This is a genomic window from Stappia sp. P2PMeth1, assembly GCF_900185735.1.
Lineage (GTDB): Bacteria > Pseudomonadota > Alphaproteobacteria > Rhizobiales > Stappiaceae > Stappia.
On record NZ_FYAW01000007.1, the window covers coordinates 1 to 19089 of the forward strand.

Annotated in this window: 18 protein-coding genes and 1 pseudogene; 8 read left to right on the forward strand and 11 right to left on the reverse strand. The window is 68.0% G+C overall.

Going from position 1 to position 19089, the window contains the following annotated elements; all coding sequences use genetic code 11:
• Positions 1-541: pseudogene (locus P2PM1_RS01725) on the forward strand (ATP/GTP-binding protein); the annotation flags it as partial.
• 325 nt (positions 542-866) lie between these two features.
• Here P2PM1_RS01725 and P2PM1_RS01730 read toward each other — a convergent pair.
• The gene (locus P2PM1_RS01730) at positions 867-1721 is read right to left on the reverse strand and encodes a tetratricopeptide repeat protein (protein WP_244293105.1); all 855 of its coding nucleotides are present in this window, start codon (positions 1719-1721) and stop codon (positions 867-869) included.
• Between the two features lie 493 nt (positions 1722-2214).
• Entirely contained in the window at positions 2215-2442 is a 228-nt protein-coding gene (gene rpsU / locus P2PM1_RS01735) for a 30S ribosomal protein S21 (protein WP_029059436.1), read from the reverse strand.
• Between the two features lie 492 nt (positions 2443-2934).
• Here rpsU and P2PM1_RS01740 point away from each other — a divergent pair, with 492 nt between their 5' ends.
• Positions 2935-4323: an MATE family efflux transporter gene (locus P2PM1_RS01740; RefSeq protein ID WP_186397578.1), complete on the forward strand. Its 1389-nt coding sequence runs from the start codon at positions 2935-2937 to the stop codon at positions 4321-4323.
• Positions 4324-4392: 69 nt separating this feature from the next.
• Here the strand turns inward: P2PM1_RS01740 and P2PM1_RS01745 are convergent, their stop codons facing one another.
• From P2PM1_RS01745 to P2PM1_RS01755, 3 genes are all read right to left on the reverse strand, one after another.
• Positions 4393-5493, reverse strand: a complete 1101-nt coding sequence (locus P2PM1_RS01745) for a 5-(carboxyamino)imidazole ribonucleotide synthase (protein ID WP_371636288.1) — start codon at positions 5491-5493, stop codon at positions 4393-4395.
• Positions 5494-5515: 22 nt separating this feature from the next.
• Positions 5516-6013 (reverse strand): 5-(carboxyamino)imidazole ribonucleotide mutase, encoded by a 498-nt coding sequence (gene purE, locus P2PM1_RS01750; protein ID WP_186397951.1) that lies wholly within the window; start codon positions 6011-6013, stop codon positions 5516-5518.
• Positions 6014-6130: 117 nt separating this feature from the next.
• Entirely contained in the window at positions 6131-6352 is a 222-nt protein-coding gene (locus P2PM1_RS01755; RefSeq protein WP_244293104.1) for a YdcH family protein, read from the reverse strand.
• A 398-nt stretch (positions 6353-6750) separates the two neighbouring features.
• Between P2PM1_RS01755 and P2PM1_RS01760 the strand changes: the two genes are divergently transcribed.
• Entirely contained in the window at positions 6751-6930 is a 180-nt protein-coding gene (locus P2PM1_RS01760; protein ID WP_186388462.1) for a YdcH family protein, read from the forward strand.
• Between the two features lie 156 nt (positions 6931-7086).
• On the opposite strand, the gene P2PM1_RS01765 is transcribed toward P2PM1_RS01760, so the two are convergent.
• The 3 genes from P2PM1_RS01765 to P2PM1_RS01775 all read right to left on the reverse strand — a co-directional run bounded on the left by P2PM1_RS01765 (position 7087) and on the right by P2PM1_RS01775 (position 10191).
• Positions 7087-7548: an EF-hand domain-containing protein gene (locus P2PM1_RS01765; protein WP_186388461.1), complete on the reverse strand. Its 462-nt coding sequence runs from the start codon at positions 7546-7548 to the stop codon at positions 7087-7089.
• A 135-nt stretch (positions 7549-7683) separates the two neighbouring features.
• Positions 7684-9321: an acyl-CoA synthetase gene (locus tag P2PM1_RS01770; protein WP_186397952.1), complete on the reverse strand. Its 1638-nt coding sequence runs from the start codon at positions 9319-9321 to the stop codon at positions 7684-7686.
• A 105-nt stretch (positions 9322-9426) separates the two neighbouring features.
• The gene (locus P2PM1_RS01775) at positions 9427-10191 is read right to left on the reverse strand and encodes a sulfite exporter TauE/SafE family protein (protein WP_186388459.1); all 765 of its coding nucleotides are present in this window, start codon (positions 10189-10191) and stop codon (positions 9427-9429) included.
• A 231-nt stretch (positions 10192-10422) separates the two neighbouring features.
• On the opposite strand from P2PM1_RS01775, the gene P2PM1_RS01780 reads away from it, so the two are divergent.
• Positions 10423-12336 carry a propionyl-CoA synthetase gene (locus P2PM1_RS01780; protein WP_186397953.1) on the forward strand — a complete coding sequence of 638 codons (1914 nt, stop codon included), beginning with the start codon at positions 10423-10425 and terminating at the stop codon, positions 12334-12336.
• 164 nt (positions 12337-12500) lie between these two features.
• The gene (locus P2PM1_RS01785; protein WP_186388457.1) at positions 12501-13292 is read left to right on the forward strand and encodes an SDR family NAD(P)-dependent oxidoreductase; all 792 of its coding nucleotides are present in this window, start codon (positions 12501-12503) and stop codon (positions 13290-13292) included.
• Positions 13293-13379: 87 nt separating this feature from the next.
• On the opposite strand, the gene P2PM1_RS01790 is transcribed toward P2PM1_RS01785, so the two are convergent.
• Positions 13380-15212 (reverse strand): ABC transporter transmembrane domain-containing protein, encoded by a 1833-nt coding sequence (locus P2PM1_RS01790; protein WP_186397954.1) that lies wholly within the window; start codon positions 15210-15212, stop codon positions 13380-13382.
• A gap of 363 nt (positions 15213-15575) precedes the next feature.
• Between P2PM1_RS01790 and rpmE the strand changes: the two genes are divergently transcribed.
• Positions 15576-15800: a 50S ribosomal protein L31 gene (rpmE, locus tag P2PM1_RS01795; protein WP_186388455.1), complete on the forward strand. Its 225-nt coding sequence runs from the start codon at positions 15576-15578 to the stop codon at positions 15798-15800.
• Positions 15801-15911: 111 nt separating this feature from the next.
• On the opposite strand, the gene P2PM1_RS01800 is transcribed toward rpmE, so the two are convergent.
• Together P2PM1_RS01800 and P2PM1_RS01805 are read right to left on the reverse strand one after the other, a co-directional pair.
• A complete protein-coding gene (locus tag P2PM1_RS01800; protein ID WP_186388454.1) occupies positions 15912-16442 on the reverse strand; it encodes a DUF1465 family protein in 531 nt (176 codons plus the stop codon).
• A gap of 431 nt (positions 16443-16873) precedes the next feature.
• Positions 16874-17074 (reverse strand): DUF1192 domain-containing protein, encoded by a 201-nt coding sequence (locus P2PM1_RS01805; protein WP_186388453.1) that lies wholly within the window; start codon positions 17072-17074, stop codon positions 16874-16876.
• Between the two features lie 136 nt (positions 17075-17210).
• Between P2PM1_RS01805 and P2PM1_RS01810 the strand changes: the two genes are divergently transcribed.
• Positions 17211-18221, forward strand: a complete 1011-nt coding sequence (locus tag P2PM1_RS01810; RefSeq protein WP_186397955.1) for an NAD(P)H-quinone oxidoreductase — start codon at positions 17211-17213, stop codon at positions 18219-18221.
• Between the two features lie 134 nt (positions 18222-18355).
• Positions 18356-19084 (forward strand): DUF1013 domain-containing protein, encoded by a 729-nt coding sequence (locus P2PM1_RS01815; protein WP_186397566.1) that lies wholly within the window; start codon positions 18356-18358, stop codon positions 19082-19084.
• Positions 19085-19089: the final 5 nt, after the last annotated feature.

Here is a 19089-nt window from a genome sequence, read left to right on the forward strand (position 1 = left end):
CCAGGGTCCGATCGAGGCCGCGACCGGAACCGCGCTCGCCGCCGCGCTGCCGCGACCGGCCCCGACGGACGGCGTTGCGGCCATCGCCGCCGCCACCGGCGCGGCACCCGGCCGCAAGCCGCAGGCGGACCTCACCGCCGCGACCCTCGCCTATGCACCGGCAACCGCGTCCGCGAGCGCATCGGGCGGCAATTCCGCCGTGGCGCCGTCGCGCGCCGCCGCTCCCGCTCCGGCGACCCGCCAGGCCTCGGTGTCCGGACGCCTGCCGGAGCCGGTGATCCGCGATCCGCTGGCGCGCTTTGCCGCGCTTCCCGACCGGACCGCGCTTCCCGAAATCCTTTCGGGCCTTACCAACACCCGTACCCGGACCTTCGCCCAGCTCCAGCATCCCAACCAGCGGCGGCTGGAACTGCTGATGGCGCCGGGCGGCCGTGTCTATGCCAACCGCTTTGGCGCCTCGGCGCGCGAAGCCGCGATGCCGCGTCCCGACCGGTTCGAGGGACCCGCCATTGTCGTGCTGCCGGTGGTGTCGCTGCGCTGAGGGCAAGGTCCCGCGGTTGAAGACCTGCAGAAACAGGAAAGGCCGGCAGCGGTGATCCGCTGCCGGCCTTTCGCGTCTTGTGGCCCGGGTAGAACCGGCGGCCTGTCGTTTCGGGAGGAGACGGGCCGATGTGCCGCGGGCCTGTGGGACGGCCCTCAGGATTGCCGTCGAAGGGGGCGGGGCGACGAGGACGAAAGGGCTCCCCTGCGGCGGAAGCCACGGGGATGGGAAGCCACGCAGATGTCACGGACGGCGGCGGGAAGGGCGCCGGAGAGGGATGCCGAGAGGGGCGCCGAAACGGCTCCGAAACGGCTCTGGCCTGGCGTCAGCTCCGGGTGACCACGCCGGACCCGCCCCGGTCGAGCCGGCCGAGGCCCTCGCGGGCGATCTGGTTGGAGCCGTCGATGCCGAGGGCGCGGCTGTAGGACCGGCGCGCGTCGCTGGCCTGGCCGAGGGTTTCCAGCGCGAAGCCGCGATTGGCCCAGGCGACGGCGGAGCGCGTGTCGCGGTTGACCGCCTCGGACAGGTCCGACAGGGCGGCCTTGGGATCGTTCAGCGCGAGATAGGAAATGCCGCGCGCGATATAGGGCTCGGCCGCGTTGGGATCGAGGCCAATGGCGATGGCGAAATCCTCGACGGCCTGCTGATGGCTGCCGCGCGCCTGATGGATCAGGCCGCGATTGTGAAAGGCGCGGGCATTGCTCGAATCGCGGCGGATCGCCGCGTCGAAATCGGCAAGGGCGAGATCGTCGCGGCCCATCTCGCGGTAGGAATTGCCGCGCCCGACAAGGGCAAGGTCATAGTCCGGCTTGATCCGGAGGGCGGCGCTGTAATCGTTGACGGCGGCGTTGAGGTTGCCCAAGCGGCGGTGGACCAGCGCGCGGTTGGCATAGGCCTGGAACGAGTCCGGCGACAGTTGCAGGGCCGTGTCGAAATCCGCCATCGCCTCCTTGTGGCGCCCGGCCTGGCCATAGGCGATGCCGCGGGTGTTGTAGGCGGCCGCGTCGCGCGGGTTGGCCTTGATCACCGCGTTGAGGGAATCGATGTTCGCGGCGGAGCCGGCGGAACGGTCGACCTCGAAACCGGAGGACAGGCCGGATGCCTGGCAACCCGCCACCAGCAGGGCGGCGGAGAGGAGAACACCCCGCAGGGGGCCTGATCGAAACGTCGCCTTACGCAATGCCCACCACCTCGGTTGATCCTGTCCTGTCCCGCAACCGGCCGCCAAGGCCTTCCGCCGCAACCAAGACCTTTCGTCGCACCGGCCTTTATCGCGACGGCCTTTATCGCGACGGACACCATCGCGACGGACAATGGCACGATCGTCCAGCGCGTTCCACCCGCCGCCGGACGATGCCGGGCGACTAGAAGCCAGGCGACAAGATGCCAAGCGATTCGGGCGGAAACCCGGCGAACCGCATCGGGACATCCGCCAATTGCCAGGGCCGAACCCGCTCGCGGCGCCTCCCCGATGCCGGCACCGACCCGTATTGGCATCGACCCATACTGGCACCGACCCGTACTGGCACCGACCCGCTTCGGCCGTGGCCGGCGCGGGCCTTCCCAAACGGCTTCGCCTCCATGCCGGGCGTAACGGCCCGGGAGGGAGGCGAAAGAACCTGGGGTGTCGGCTGGACGTGGCGCGAAACACTGGTCCGCGCCGGGCCGTACTTTTAGCGGCGGGGAGCCTTGCTCGGCAGCAGGCCTTCGCGCTGGGCCCGCTTGCGCGCCAGCTTGCGGGCGCGGCGAACGGCCTCGGCCTTTTCACGGGCCTTCTTCTCGGACGGCTTTTCGTAGTGGCCGCGAAGCTTCATCTCGCGAAAGATGCCTTCGCGCTGCATTTTCTTCTTAAGCGCCTTGAGCGCCTGATCGACATTGTTGTCGCGGACCAGAACCTGCACGCGTCTTTTCCCATCGTGTTTGCACGGGATGCGGACCTGCACCCTGTGCGGAGCAATTTCAATGTGATGCGGAAGCGAAGTCGGATCACCACCGAAACCGGTCGCCATCCGGGAAGGGGCTGCCACTTGCACAAAGACAAGGCCGCGCCGCCCTCGCGTCGCCAGTCAGGGCGTTGTGTTAGCAGAGGCAACCGGGCTTGTCCACCCGCATTCACCGGTTCCGAGCCATGTTTTGCGGCTGCACAGTGGGGAATCCCGACCCGGTTCGGCACAGGGTTTCAGCGTCGCGGCGGCAAAAGCGGGCGGCCGGTTTTTCTGGACAGGATTGTAGCGAGGAACTAGGAAGAGGTCCGGCTGCCGGCGCGGATTTTCGCCCTGCGCGGCGTCCGGTGTCCATGTCCTTTGCCCGTGCGGGACCTGGTTGCGCTCTCTTCAGGCCCTCGCGGCCTGTGCGCACCGGTGTGAGCTCCGGGCACTCCCGGAGTTCAGGGGATGACCGATCCCTCCACGGCCCGGCCGGCCGGCCGGCTTTCCGCCCTTTGGCGCGGCGATATCCTGCCGACCCTGGCGCTCGGCACCCCGATCGCCGGGGCGCAACTGGCGCAGATGGCCGTCAATACCACGGATGTGCTGATGATCGGCTGGCTCGGCGCCACCGAGCTGGCGGCGGTGGTGCTGGCCTTCAACCTCTATATCGTGCTCTGGCTGTTCGGCATGGGCGTGCTGCAGGCGGTGATCCCGCTGGCGGCGCGGGCCCGCGGCGAGCGCAAGGTGCGCGAGCTGCGGCGGGCGGTGCGGATGGGCTTCTGGTTCGTCGCGCTCTATTCGATCCCGGCCCTGCTGGTGATGTGGCACACCGAGGATCTGCTGCTGGCGCTCGGCCAGGAGCCGCAGGTGGCGGCGCTGGCCGGCGGCTATGCCCAGGTGATGATGGTCACCCTGGTGCCGTCGCTGCTGACGATGGCGCTGAGAAACTTCATCACCGTGATGGAGCGGGCCCAGGCGGTCCTGTGGGCGACGGTGGCCGGAGCTGTGCTCAACGCCATGGTCAACTATGTGCTGATCTTCGGCCATTTCGGGTTTCCGCGGCTGGAACTGGTCGGCGCCGCGATCGGCTCGGTGATCACCTCGACGGTGACCTTCCTGCTGCTGGTGGCCTATGTGCTGCGCCAGCCGCATCTGCGGCGCTATGGCGTGTTCGGGCGGATCTGGCGGTCGGACTGGCCGAAGCTCCTGGAGATCGTCAAGCTCGGCTGGCCGATCGCGGTGACGCTCCTGGTCGAGGTGGCGCTGTTTTCCGGCACGTCGGTGATGATGGGCTGGATCGGCACCATCGACCTTGCGGCGCACGGGATCGCCACCCAGTTCGCCTCGATCGCCTTCATGGTGCCGATCGGCATCGGCCAGGCGGCGATGATCCGCATCGGCCTGGCGGCCGGGCGCGGCGACCGCAAGGCGGTCGGGCGGGCCGGCTGGACCGGCTTCAACCTCGGCATGGCCTTCATGAGCACGAGCGCCATCGTCTTCCTGCTGATCCCCGAGACGCTGGTCGGCCTGTTCCTCGACTTCGGCAATCCGGATGCGGCAAGCGTCCATGCCATCGGCATCAGTTTCCTGGCGGTGGCGGCGCTGTTCCAGGTCTTCGACGGGGCGCAGGTGATCGGCGGCAGCCTGTTGCGCGGCCTGTCGGACACCAAGGTGCCGATGATCATGGCGGTGGCCGGCTATTGGGGCGTCGGCATGGTCGGCGCCTATGTGCTCGGCTTCCCGCTCGGCTTCGGCGGCATCGGCATCTGGATCGGGCTGGCGGCGGGCCTTGCCTTCGTCGCCGTGCTCGTCATGTGGCGCTTCGCGCTGCGCGAGCGGATCGGCCTGATCTGAGGCGGCCTGATCTGAGGCGGCCTGGTCTGAGGCGTTCTGGTCTGCGGTGATCCGGTCCGGGTCGCCGGCTCAGGCCTTGAGCGGGCGGATGCGGTTGACATGGCCCATCTTGCGCCCCGGCCGGCTCTCCGTCTTGCCGTAGAGATGCAGCGAGGCGCCGGCCTCGCTGAGGATGTCGGCCCAGCGGTCCGCCTCCTCGCCGATCAGGTTCTCCATGACCACGTCGGAATGGCGCTCGGCGCTGCCGAGCGGCCAGCCGGCGACGGCGCGCACATGCTGCTCGAACTGCGAGACCTGGCAGGCGTCCTGGGTCCAGTGGCCGGAATTGTGCACGCGCGGAGCGATCTCGTTGACGACGAGGCGCGGGCCCTTTGCTCCCTCCGGCAGCACGAACATCTCGACGCCGATGACGCCGACATAGTCGAGCCGCTCGCAGATCGTCTCCGCCATGTGGCGGGCCTCGGCCGCCAGCTCGGGGGCAAGGGCCGCCGGTACGGTCGAGGTCTTGAGGATATGGTCGCGGTGGACGTTCTCGGCGACGTCATAGGCGCGCAAGGTGCCGTCGAGGCCGCGCGCGGCGATCACCGAGACCTCGCGCTCGAAGGGCACGAAGGCTTCCATGATGGCGGCCTGGCGGCCGAGCCGGGTGAAGGCATCGCGCGCTTCCGCCGCCGAGCGCAGCAGGATCTGGCCCTTGCCGTCATAGCCGAGGCGCCGGGTCTTGAGGATGCCTGTGCCACCGGCCTCATGCAGCGCGGCGACCGCCTCCTCGTCGCTGTCGACGCGCCAGAAGCCGGCGACCGGAATGCCAGCGGTCTGCAGGAAGCTCTTTTCCTCCAGCCGGTCCTGCGAGACCGCAAGGGCGCGCGGCCCCGGGCGCACCGGCACGCGGGCGGCCAGATGGCTGGCGGTCGGGCCGGGGACGTTCTCGAACTCGTAGGTAACGACATCGACCGAGGCAGCGAAGATGTCGAGCGCGGCAACATCGTCATAGCCGGCGATGGTGTGGGTCTGGGCGACCTCGAAGGCGGGGCTCGCCGGATCGGGACAGAAGATATGGGTCTTGAGGCCGAGCGGGGCGGCGGCAAGGGCGATCATGCGACCGAGCTGGCCGCCGCCGAGAATGCCGATCGTATCTCCCGGCAGCAACGGCCGGTCGCCGGTCTTCATCATCTGCCCGTGCCCTTCCTGGTCAAGCGTCGTCGGACGGGTGCTCGGCGACCGCCTCGGATTGGCGCCGGCGCCAGTCGTCGAGCCGAGCGGCGAGGGCGGTGTCCGTGAGGGCCAGAACGGCGGCGGCGAGCAGGGCGGCGTTGACCGCGCCGGCCTTGCCGATTGCAAGGGTGCCGACCGGAATGCCGGCCGGCATCTGGACGATGGACAGCAGGCTGTCCTCGCCCTTCAGCGTGCGGGACTCGATCGGCACGCCGAACACGGGAAGCGGCGTCATCGAAGCGGTCATGCCGGGCAGGTGGGCGGCACCGCCGGCGCCGGCGATCACCACCTTGAAGCCGGCCTCGCGGGCGCCGGTCGCAAAATCGTAGAGCCGCTGGGGGGTTCGGTGGGCCGAGACGATGCGCGCCTCATGCGAGACGCCGAGTGCCGCCAGCGTGTCGGCCGCATGTTTCATGGTCGGCCAGTCGGACTGACTGCCCATGATGATGGCCACTTGCGGATTTGCCTCGCCCATGCGCGCCCCTGCCTGAGGTTGCTGTTGCCGGCCGTGCCGGAAGGCCCCGCACTATAGGCAGAGCCGGGCGGTGCGCAAGGGCCTTGCGGCACGGCGCCGGAGAGCCGTCAGGGCCGGTCAGGCGATGATGTCGGGAAGCAGGCGATCCTCGAGCGTGGTGATGCGGTCCTTGAGCGCGAGCTTCTTTTTCTTCAGGCGCTGAAGCTGCAGCGCGTCGGCGCGGCCGGTCTCCACCATGGCGCCGATGGCCATGTCGAGGTCCCGGTGTTCCTGGCGCAGGCGCGCCAGCTCGATGCGCACCGTCTTGTCGTCGAAGTCGCCGTCCATGCCCGCATCCATGCCTCTACTCCAGACTTTCGGCGCAAACGCCCACCCGACCGGCGGAAGGTGCAAGGCGGATCGCCCGACCTTCGCAAAGCCGATCATCTTCAACGCCCCGGAACGCTTGGACAGGGTCCTCCCGAAGGCCAAAACGCTTCCGCCGACAGGATACCGCGATGGCGGCCCGGGCGGTAGACCCGTTGAACATCGCGGCGACGCGCGGCGGCCGTGGACAGGGTGTCGCAGGCGGCGGCCGGAGGGCCGCGGACGGGCGGATCCGCCGGAGAAAACGCTCCGTAAACCCTGCGCTAACGGCAATCGCGCAATCGGGGCAAGGACCTTCGGAAGCGTTCGACAGGGCTTGCAGGCTGTGTCACACTGATGTCGTCAAACGCGAATAGGCAAGGAGGTTATCCATGTCCCTTCAGTCGCATCTGGTCGAGTTGAAGAAACGTCACTCGGATCTTGAGCGAAAACTGGAAGAGGCGATGCGCCATCCGAGCACGGACTCGCTGGAGATCGCCAGCCTGAAGCGCCAGAAACTTCAGCTCAAGGACCAGATCGAGCGGCTTCGCTCCGGCTCTACCCTGCACTGAAGATCCTGCATTGACACGGGAAGGGGCCGCAAGGCCCCTTCGACCACAGCAGAAGCCGCGGCCTTGCCGCGGCTTCTGTGTTTTCGCGGCCCAGACTGTCGGGGTGTCATGGCGCACGGACCTGTCGGCGCGCAGGTGGGCGGCCCCAAACACGCCTCAGAAGTGCAAGGCGCGCCACTCGGGCCGGGCCAGTTCGCCGTCGCCATTTTCATCGGCGAGGCCGAAACGGGCCTTGGCGCCGGACAGGAACTCGTCGAGGCTCAGCGTCCCGTCGCCGTTCGTGTCCATGGGCGCAAAGCGCGCCTCCTTCTCCTCCTGCCGGCGTGCCTGCATCGCGGTGTTGCCGCCCTGCTGGGAACCCATCCGGAGCGCCATGTATTCGTCCATGGTCAGCTTGCCGTCGCCGTCGCTGTCCATCGCATGGAAGACGTCCTCGGCGTGGGTCAGCATCTCCTGCAGCGAGACGCTGCCATTGCCGTCCGTGTCCATGGCTTCCATCCGGGTGGCCATGCCGCCGCCCCCCATGCCCTGACCCATCCCCTGCTGTGCCAGCGCGGCCCCGCTGACCAGGGTTGCGGCAAGCGTGAGGCCTGCCAACGTGCGGCGAAGATGTGTCATGTCCTGCTCCCCGGCACCCGTGGGCGCCGTTTATTTCATGTCTTCGAACGTTGAGATCTTACTCCGAAACGCGCAAGGCGACGGGGCGGCGCGCTGTCGCAGGCGTGCCCGCCGCTTGCGGCCGGAGCGCGGTGCTCACACCTCCTTCGCCATCTCGCGCAGCACGAATTTCTGGATCTTGCCGGTCGAGGTCTTCGGCAGTTCGGTGAAGACCACATGGCGGGGCACCTTGTAGCGGGCGAGCCGCTGGCGGCAGAACTCGACGATCTCATCCGCCGTCACCTGCGCGCCGGGGCGCAGCTCGACAAAGGCGCAAGGGGTCTCGCCCCATTTCTCGTCCGGCCGTGCGACCACGGCGGCGGCCATCACCTCGGGATGCTTGAACAGCACGTCCTCCACCTCGATGGAGGAGATGTTCTCGCCGCCGGAGATGATGATGTCCTTGGAGCGGTCCTTGAGCTGGATATAGCCGTCCTCATGCATGACGCCGAGATCGCCGGAATGGAACCAGCCGCCGGCAAAGGCCTCCGCCGTCGCGGCCGGGTTCTTGAGATAGCCCTTCATCACCACATTGCCGCGGAACATCACCTCGCCGAGGGTCTCGCCGTCGGCCGGGACGGGTTGCATGGTCTGGGGATCGAGCACCGCGAGATCCTCCAGCGCCACATAGCGCACGCCCTGGCGTGCTTTCAGCGCCGCCTGCTCGGCCGGGGTGCGGGCATCCCACTCGCGCTTCCAGTCGTTGACGACGGCGGGGCCGTAGACCTCGGTCAGGCCGTAGAGATGGGTGACGTTGAAGCCGGCCTCCTTCATCGCCGCAAGCACGGCCTCGGGCGGGGGAGCGGCGGCGGTGAAGAACTCGACGATGCGCCCGGCAAGGTCGCGCTTGTCCTCCTCCGGCGCGTTGAGCACCGTCGACATGACGATGGGCGCGCCGCACAGATGGGTGACGCCTTCGTCCGCGAGCGCGTCCCAGATCTGCTTGGCGCGGACCCAGCGCAGGCAGACATGGGTGCCGGCGACCAGCGACAGCGACCAGGGGAAGCACCAGCCGTTGCAGTGGAACATCGGCAGGGTCCACAGATAGACCGGATGCCGGGCCATCGAGGCGGTCAGGACATTGGCCTGCGCCAGCAGATAGGCGCCGCGATGGTGGTAGACGACGCCCTTCGGATTGCCGGTGGTGCCGGAGGTGTAGTTGAGCGAGATCGCGTCCCATTCGTCGGCCGGCAGTTGCCAGGCGAAGTCCGGATCGCCGGAGGCGACGAACGCCTCGTAGTCGATCTCGCCGAGCAATTCGCCGGCTTGCGGAAACTGCGGGTCGTCATAGTCGATGACCAGCGGGGCGACCTTTGCCAGCGCCAGCGCCTCCTTCATCACCGGGGCGAATTCCCGGTCGGTGATGACGACCTTGCTTTCCGCGTGGTCGAGCTGGAAGGCGAGGATGGCGGCGTCGAGCCGGGTGTTGAGCGAATGCAGCACGGCGCCGGTCATCGGCACGCCGTAATGGGCCTCGAGCATCGGCGGGGTGTTGGAGAGCATCACCGTCACCGTGTCGTTCTTGCCGATGCCCCTGGCGGCGAGCGCCGAGGCGAGCCTGCGGCTGCGGGCGTAGAACTCGGCATAGGAGACGCGCTGGCGCCCATGCACGATGGCGGTCTGGTCGGGGAAGACGGCGGCGGCCCTCGCCAGGAAGCTCAGCGGCGACAGCGGTGTGTAGTTCGCCTCGACCTTGTCGAGATCGCGCGTGAAGGGGGTGCCGTTGTCGGCCATTCGTTCCTCCGGATATGCCCTGTCAGCCGGCGCTTTCTCCCCGCCGTTCCCGGCATCAAAGCGGCAAAGCCCCGTTCGATCAACTGCGTTCGGCGGCCTGCGCGATCAGGCGAGGAGGGCGCTCGCCCCATCCCACAAGAGCTTGAGGCCGATGACGCCGACGGCGAGATAGGTGATGCGGTAGAACAGCGCCGGCTGCACCCGGCGCACCAGCCAGACGCCGGCAAGGGTCGCCAGCGGGGCGAGCGGCAGCAGCACGGCGGAGGTCGCAAGGTTCGCCGCGTCGAACTGGCCGAGCGCGGCATAGGGCACCAGCTTGATCGCGTTCATCGTGGTGAAGAACAGCACGGTGGTGCCGGCGAAGCGGATCGGGTCGAGCCGCAGCGGCAGCATGTAGATCTGGTAGGGCGGGCCGCCGGTATGGCTGACGAAGCTGGTGAAGCCGGCGATCGAGCCCCAGAACCGCCCGGCCCAGGGGCGTTGCGGCTTCGCTTCGCCCATCCGGGCGCCGCCGCGCAGATAGTCGAGCGTGAAGAGCACCGCGACCAGGCCGACCAGCAGGCGGACATGGGCATCGCTGACATGGGCAGCGGTGAGATAGCCGATGCCGATGCCCAGGATCGCCGGCGGCAGCAGGATGCGCAGGCTCGCCCCGTCATATTTGCCGCGATAGGCGATCAGCCCGGCCATGTCCATGACGACGAGGATCGGCAGCATGATGCCGGCGGCCTGCACCGGCGGAATGACGAGGCTCATCATCGGCACGCCGAGCAGCGACAGCGGCCCGCCGAAGCCGCCCTTGGCCAGCCCGACCAGGATCACCGCCGGGATGGCGAAGGCATAGAACAGGGGATCGGAAACGGGATGCACGGGGGTCTTTACCGACAGGAGGCTGGCACCGAATCGACGCCCTGGCCAATCTATACGGGGGAGCAGGGCGCTGTCATGTTGCAGGACGGCCCGCCTAAGCAAACTTCCCATTCGCCGAATGTATAGGGTGGCAAGGCTTGCCTTTCCGTGCCCCGTCGCGGCAGATACGCTGAACCGCGTTGCGGAAGGCCGGGTTTCGACAGGCCGAATTTCCATAGGGAGGACAAGCCGATGACCAGCCGTTACCACGAGGTCTACGAGGCGTGGGCGCGCGATCCGGAAGGCTTCTGGGCGAAGGCCGCCGCCGAGATCGACTGGATGAAGCCCTGGGACACGGTCTTCGATCCCTCGCTTGGCGGCTATGGCCAGTGGTTTGCCGGCGCGGAATGCAACACCTGCTACAACTGCCTCGACCGGCATGTGGAGCGCGACCGCCCCGGCCAGCCGGCGATCATCTATGACAGCCCGATCACCGGGGCTCAGGCCGTCTTCACCTATGAGGAGACGCTGGAGCGGGTCAACGCCATGGCCGCGGTGCTGGCCGATCACGGCATCGGCAAGGGCGACCGCGTCATCCTCTACATGCCGATGATCCCCGAGGCGGTGATGGCGATGCTGGCCTGCGCCAGGCTCGGCGCGGTGCACTCGGTCGTCTTCGGCGGCTTTGCCGCGCGCGAACTCGCCACCCGCATCGACGATGCGACGCCCAAGGCGATCATCGCCGCCTCCTGCGGCATCGAGCCGGGCCGGGTGGTCGCTTACAAGCCGCTGCTGGACGCGGCGATCGAGATGTCCCGGCACAAGCCGGAGGCCTGTTTCGTGCTGCAGCGGGTGCAGGCCGAGGCGGCGCTCGACGGCGCGCGCGACCATGATTTCGGCGCCCTCACCGCCGATGCGCTGGCGCAGGGCCGCAAGGTCGCCTGCGTGCCGGTCAAGGCGACGGATCCGCTCTATATCCTTTACACGTCCGGCACGACGGGCCAGCCCAAGGGCGTGGTGCGCGACACTGGCGGCCACATGGTGGCGCTGAAATGGACGATGGCGAACCACTATGGCGTGGCGCCGGGCGAAGTGTTCTGGGCGGCCTCCGATGTCGGCTGGGTCGTCGGCCATTCCTACATCGTCTATGCGCCGCTGCTGCAGGGCGCGACGACGGTCGTCTTCGAGGGCAAGCCGATCGGCACGCCGGATGCCGGCGTGTTCTGGCGGGTGATTTCCGAGCACAACGTGGTGAGCCTGTTCACCGCGCCGACCGCCTTCCGCGCGATCAAGAAGGAAGATCCGGAGGGCAAGCTGATCGCCGACTACGATCTCGGCTCCTTCCGCACCCTGTTCCTGGCCGGCGAGCGGGCCGATCCGGACACCATCGCCTGGGCGGAGGACAAGCTCGGCGTGCCGGTCATCGACCACTGGTGGCAGACGGAAACGGGCTGGCCGATCGTCGGCAATCCGGTCGGGCTCGGCATGCTGCCGGTCAAGCACGGCTCGCCGACGGTTCCCATGCCCGGCTACGACGTGCAGGTGGTGGACGATGCCGGCCACCCGGTCGCCACCGGCGCGCTGGGCAATGTGGTGGTGAAGCTGCCGCTGCCGCCGGGCTGCCTGCCGACGCTGTGGAACGCGCCGGAGCGCTTCCACGCCAGTTATCTCGAAGAGTTCCCCGGCTACTACAAGACGGCCGATGCCGGCCTGATGGACGAGGACGGCTATCTCTTCATCATGGCGCGCACCGACGACATCATCAATGTCGCCGGCCACCGGCTGTCGACGGGGGCGATGGAGGAGGTGCTGGCGAGCCACCGGGACGTCGCCGAATGCGCGGTGATCGGCATTGCCGACCAGCTCAAGGGCCAGTCGCCCTGCGGCTTCGTGGTGCTGAAGGCCGGCGTCGACCGGCCGCATGCGGAGATCGAGAAGGAACTGGTCGCCCTGGTGCGCGAGCGGATCGGCCCGGTCGCCGCCTTCAAGCTGGCGATCACCGTGGAGCGGCTGCCGAAGACCCGCTCGGGCAAGATCCTGCGCGCCACCATGCGGCAGGTCGCCGACGGGGCGGAGTACCGGATGCCGGCGACGATCGACGATCCGGCGATCATCGACGAGATCGCCGCGGCGCTGAAGGAACGCGGCCTGCCGGTCGGCGGCTGAGGCCGCCGCTGCGGAAGGTGCCACGGCCCGCTGCTTCCCCAGCGCTTTCAGGCTGTCGCATCGACAGGGGCGGCGCTGCGTCCTATGTTCGCGCGCGGACGGCCCATCGCCCGCGCGGGCGGCCTGTCCCGGAATTGCGTGAACAGACAGCAGCGAGGAACTCCGTGTCCCTGGAAAACAAGGTTGCCATCGTCACCGGCGGAGCCGGCGGTATCGGCCTGGCGATCGCGCGCCGCTTTCTCGCCGACGGTGCCAAGGTGGTCATCGCCGATGTGGACGATGCGCGCGGCGAGGCGGCCGAGGCGGAGCTGAAGACCCTCGGCGAGTTGCGCTATGTCCATTGCAACGTCGCGGAGAAGCTCGACGTCCGCAACCTGGTGGCGGCGACGCTGGACGCCTTCGGCGACATCGACATCCTGGTCAACAATGCGGGCATCGTCGCCGGCGGCGACTTCCTCGAGATCGAGGAGGCGGATTTCGACCGCGTGTTGTCGGTCAACCTGAAGGGCGCGTTCCTGTGCAGCCAGGCGGTCGCCCGTCACATGGTCGACAAGGTGGCGGCGGGCGGCGAGCCGGGCGTCATCATCAACATGTCGTCGGTGAACGCGGTCTTCGCCATCGCCGACCAGGTGCCCTATTCGATCTCCAAGGGCGGCATGAACCAGCTCACCAAGGTCGCGGCGCTGGCGCTGGCGCCGCATGGCATCCGCGTCAACGGCATCGGCCCCGGCTCGATCATGACCGACATGCTGACGGCGGTGAATGCCGACAAGGCGGCGCAGACGCGGGTGCTGTCGCGCACGCCGCTCGGCCGGGTCGGCGAACCGTCGGAGATCGCGGGCGTCGCGGCGTTCCTCGCCTCCGACGATGCCAGCTACATGACCGGCCAGACCCTGTATCCGGACGGCGGGCGGCTGCCGCTGAACTACACGGTGCCGGTGGCGGCGGAGGACTGAGCGGACTTCCACCCCAGCGTGAGACACGACAAAGGCCGGGCGCTCGTGGTGCCCGGCCTTTGTCGCTCTCGCTGGCAGTGCCGGGGCCTATTCGGCGGCCGACTCGCGCCTGTCGGAGGCGGTGTCGAAGGCGCGGGCGCCGGTCTCGAACTGCAGCTTGGCGAGCTTGGCATAAAGTCCGCCATGGGCGACGAGATCGGCGTGACGGCCGCTTTCGACGATGCGCCCGCCTTCCATGACGATGATCCGGTCGGATTTGAGCACGGTGGCGAGGCGGTGGGCGATCACCAGCGTCGTGCGGCCCTGCATCAGGCCCTCCAGCGCCGTCTGCACTAGGGTCTCGCTCTCCGCGTCCAGCGCGCTGGTGGCCTCGTCGAGCAGCAGGATCGGCGCGTCCTTGAGAATGGCGCGGGCGATGGCAAGGCGCTGGCGCTGGCCGCCCGACAGGGTGACGCCGCGCTCGCCGACGGCGGTGTCGTAGCCCTTGGGAAGGGCGCGGATGAAGGCGTCGGCAAAGGCGGCGCGGGCCGCCGCCTCGATCTCGTCCCGCGTTGCCTCCGGCCGGCCGAAGGCGATGTTGTCGGCGATGCTGGCGGCGAACACGGTGGTGTCCTGCGGCACCAGGGCGATCTGCCGGCGCAGCTCGAGCGGGTCGCAGTCGCGCAAGGGAACGCCCTCGACGCGGATCGTGCCCTGGCTCGGATCGTAGAAGCGCATCAACAGGTGGAACAGGGTCGACTTGCCGGCGCCGGAGGGGCCGACGACGGCGACCGTCTCGCCCGGTTCGACAGCGAGCGAGACGTCGGTGATCACCGGCAGGCCGCTGCCCGCTCCATAGGCGAAGGAGACGTTGTCGAAGGCGAGGGCGCCAGACACGCGCTGCGGCAGCTTCACCGGTTTCGCCGGGGCGGCGATCTCCGGCTTGATCTTCAGCAGTTCCGACAGGCGTTCGGCGGCGCCGGCGGCCAGCGAGATCTCGCCCCAGACCTGGCTGAGCTCGCCGAGGGCGCCAGCCGCGAAGATCGAATAGAGCAGGAACTGGCCGAGCTCGCCGGCGGTGATGCGGCCGTTGAAGACGTCGCTGGCGCCGACCCAGAGCACGGTGACGACGCTGCCGGCGATGACGAACATGGCGAAGGCGGTGAGCAGGGCGCGGGCGAGGATGGCGGAGCGGGCGGCGCGGAAGGCCTCCTCGACATTGGAGCCGAAGCGCAGGCTCGCCAGCGCCTCGTTGGTGAAGGCCTGCAGGGTGCGCACGGCCCCCAGCGTCTCGGAGGCATAGGCCGAGGCGTCGGCCAGGGTGTCCTGCGCGTGGCGCGAGCGGCGGCGCACGCTGCGGCCGAAGGCGATCAGCGGCAGCACGATGATCGGGATGGCACCGAGCACGAACATCGACAGCCGTGGGCTCGTCACCACCATCATGGTCGAGGCGCCGAGGAACATCATCAGGTTGCGCATGGCGATGGAGGCGCTGGTGCCGACCGCCGACTTGACCTGGGTGGCATCGGCGGTGAGACGCGAGACGATCTCGCCGGAACGGGCGCTGTCGTAATAGCCGGGGGAGAGGCGGATGATGTGGCTGTAGACGTCGGCCCGCAGGTCCGCGACGATCCGCTCGCCGAGCGAGGTGACCAGATAGTAGCGCAGGGCCGAGAAGGTGGCGAGCGCGGCGGCGACGAGAATGAGCACCGAGAAATAGTTGTCGACCAGCGACGGGTCGTCCGCGCCGAAGCCGAAATCGATCATCCGCCGAATGGCGATCGGCAGCAGCAAGGTGGTGCCGGCAGCGCCCATCAATGCGGCCAGGGCCAGCACCGCTCGGACCCGGTATTTCACCAGATAGGGGAGCAGCGCGGCCAGCGGCCGCAGGTCACGCTTTCCGCCGCGGTCGGGCGCTGTGGGGGAGCCGTATCGGGACACGCTTGTTCTTGCTCTCTGTTCCTGCCGGATGCCAGCGGACCATAACGGTTTGGAGCCGTAAGTCCAACCTGTGGACGCAATCGCGGTTGTCGCGGCGCCGGCGGCTCCGCGAGGGCGCCGAACTCGGCTTTGCGGCCTTGTTTTCCGCCGATGAATGGGCTATAGGCTCGCGCTCAAGGTTTCAGGTGCCGCGCGCGCTTCCGCGTGGCCCGCCGATGAATCCGTGACTTCGTCATGCAGCGAGGACTTGCCGCCACCGGCGGGCTTGCCACGTGCGCAGGACGGGGGCACGACCACAGCTCCAACATGAATGCGCCGCGCCTCCCCAGGGCCGGTGTAAGCCGCAGGCACGGGGACGAGAAGATGAAGAAGGACATTCATCCCGACTACCACTCCATCAAGGTGGTCATGACGGACGGTACGGAGTTCCACACCCGCTCCACCTATGGCGCGGACGGCGACTCGCTGCAGCTCGACATCGATCCGCGCACCCATCCGGCATGGACCGGCGGCGACCGCCAGCTCATGGATCGTGGCGGCCGCGTTTCGCGCTTCAAGAACAAGTATGCGGGCTTCCTCGGCAACTGATCGCCGGAGCCCCGCTCCGCCCTTGCGGGTGGACGCAGACACGAAAAACCCCGGAGCCTCAGGCGCCGGGGTTTTTTGTTGGGTCTTGTCGGCTCCGCGCCGGAAGCCGGCTCAGCGGCGCGAGCCGAAAGCGGCGTTGAGCACGTCGAGCTGAACGGCGACCGGATTGTCGATCGCGGCGGCTTCCGCGTGGCGGCTCTCGTAGATCATCCGGTCGAGGTGCTGGATGCGCTCCTGAAGACGCACGGACCGCTCGATCAGGTCGCGCAGCTCCTGCGGCAGGTCCTGCCAGCCGGAGCCGCCGCGCGTCGAGGACAGGGTGTCGAGGCGCACCTTGTTCTTCTCGTTGCCGGCCTGCTCGGCCGACATCTCACCTTCGTTGACGGCGCGCTGCAGCAGCAGCCAGGACGCCATCTGCATCAGCCGCGTCGTCAGGCGCATGGATTCCGTCGCATAGGCGAGCGAGCCGGCGCGCGGCAGCGACTTCGACTGCACCCGTCCCTCGCCGTCCAGATAGGCGGCGGTTTCCTCCACCAGCGCCATGCCGTCGCGGAACAGCGCGGAGAACATCTCCGAATTGGCCAGCCGGTCGGCGAAGTCGATCGGTGCATTTCGCCGCGTGGATGAGAACCAGTCCGTCATGCGCCAGTGCCTCCTGTCCAGCCTTGTCTCGATCCCTGGCGACCGCGGTGTCCTGCCGGCGCTTCTGCGAGGCCTGGCGTGAAACGGGACACCTGTCCCAAAACGGGTCCCAGCGGTCGGGTCCCTGCTTGCTGTGCAAGCGCCGTGCCATGCCGTCTGGCGCAGGCGGCCGGCTTCTTGAGGGGATACACCGAAGACGCCGGCAAAAAAAGAGCCGCGGCGACCGCGGCTCGAAGTCATTAACAGGGAGGCGTCAAACAGAGTGGACAGGAGCCACTCGAAATCCAGAGGACTGGATACACACAGTTATGAATTGGAAAGCTTAATAATTGGTAAATGACTAAATTTTTAATGAATCCTGGCGCCTCACGCAGCGGAGCGCAAAGTCAAATTTGAAGTAAATATCGAAGGTTAACTGTGACGGAGCCCACTCAGGACGAGCTGCGGAACAGCGCATCGGCCGCCGCGCGCACGCCGCTGCGGGCATCGCGCTCGCGTTCGACGCGGGCAATCTCCCCTGTCAAGTCTTCGATGCGCCGCGTCAGTTCATCCACAGAAAGTCGCGACAAGTCCTCGCCCAGAACAATCGGAAGGGCGATGCCGCCTGTCTTCGAATCGAACTCGTCCTGCATGTCCGGGTCTCCCTTTGCCGACCGCGCCCCTCGCCGTCCGGCAGGATGTCCGCCCGAATGGGCGCTCGTCAATTGTCAGGCCGTGCGGGACGTCTTAAACCGGGACACCACAGGCAAGCGCAAGAGGACGGGTCCGATGAGCGACATTCCCCGCATGATGACGGCAATCGGCTTCGAGACGCCGGGCGGTCCCAATGTGCTGGCGCCGATGCAGCGGCCGGTGCCGTCTGCCGCCGCCGGCGAGGTGCTGATCCACATCGAGGCAGCCGGCGTCAACCGGCCGGACGTGATCCAGCGGATGGGGCACTATCCGCCGCCGCCCGGCGTCACCGACATTCCCGGCCTGGAAGTCGCCGGCACCGTCGTCGCGCTCGGGCCGCAGGTCGCCGGCCTCTCGCCGGGCGACCGGGTCTGCGCCCTGGTGCCGGGAGGCGGCTATGCGGAATATGTGACAGCGCCTGCGGGTAGCGTGCTGCCGGTACCTTCCGGACTGTCCATGACGGAGGCTGCGGCGATCCCGGAAACCTTCTTCACGGTCTGGTCGAATGTCTTCGACCGGGTCGGGCTGACGGCGGGCGAGCGGTTCCTGGTGCATGGGGGGACGTCGGGCATCGGCACCACGGCGATCCAGCTCGCCAAGGCCTTCGGGGCCGAGGTCTTCACCACCGTCGGCTCCGACGACAAGGCGGAGGCGGCGCGCCGGCTCGGCGCCGACCATGCGATCAACTACAACAGCGCGGATTTCGTCGAGGTGGTGCTGGAGGCGACCGGCGGCCACGGGGTCGAGGTGATCCTCGACATGGTTGGCGGCGACTATGTGGAGCGCAACTGGAAGGTGGCGGCGGTGGAGGGCCGCATCTGCCAGATCGCGACGCTGAACGGGATCGCCGAGAGTGTCAATTTCTCGCGGCTGATGGTCAAACGGCTGACCCATACCGGCTCGACGCTGCGCCCGCGCGAGGCGGCGTTCAAGGCGGCGATCGCCGCGCAGTTGCGCGAGAAGGTGTGGCCCTTGATCGAGGCCGGCACGGTCCGCCCGGTGATGGATTCGACCTTCCCCTTGGCCGAAGCCGCTGCGGCACATGCGCGGATGGAGAGCTCCGGACACATCGGCAAGATCGTGCTTTTGACCGGGGCCGCGACGTGATCCATGTTTGATTTCATGGCGGGGAACGCGTATAAGCCTTGCAGTTCCCCTTCCATGCGACAGATGATTTAGGCTTTGCCGGCTCCTGCGCTCACAAGTGCGGTTCCCGGCGGAGCGAACAGGAGGCATTACACATGGCGACCACTCCCTTGATGCCCAAGGCGACGGCCGTGTGGCTTGTGGACAACACGTCCCTCAGCTTCGAGCAGATTGCCGACTTCTGCAAACTCCACCCGCTCGAGGTGAAGGCGATCGCCGACGGCGAGGCCGCCCAGGGCATCAAGGGCCTGGATCCGGTGATGACCGGCCAGCTTACCCGCGAGGAGATCGAGAAGGCGCAGGCGAACACCGGCTACCGGCTGAAGCTGCAGGAGCCCAAGACCCGCGTGCCGGAGAGCAAGCGCAAGGGGCCGCGCTACACGCCGGTGTCGCGCCGCCAGGACCGCCCGAACGCGATCCTGTGGCTGGTGCGCAACCATCCGGAGCTGAAGGATTCCCAGATCATGCGCATGGTCGGCACCACCAAGCCGACGATCCAGGCGATCCGCGAGCGCACCCACTGGAATTCCAACAGCCTGACGCCGCTGGATCCGGTGACGCTGGGCCTGTGCAGCCAGATCGAGCTCGACATGGAGGTCGAGAAGGCGTCGAAGAACCTGCCGCCGCGGCCCGAGAGCGAACACTACGAGGAGACGCTGCTGCCGGTCGACGAGACCACCTCGGAGGACGCGATGGCGGCCGCCTTTGCCCGGCCCGCGCCCTCGCAGCCGAAGGACGAGGAGATCGACGCCGCCGCCGTCTTCGCCAAGCTCAACTCGCTCAAGGGCAAGGCCCGCGACGAGGATGACGACGACGACTATTAAGTCGC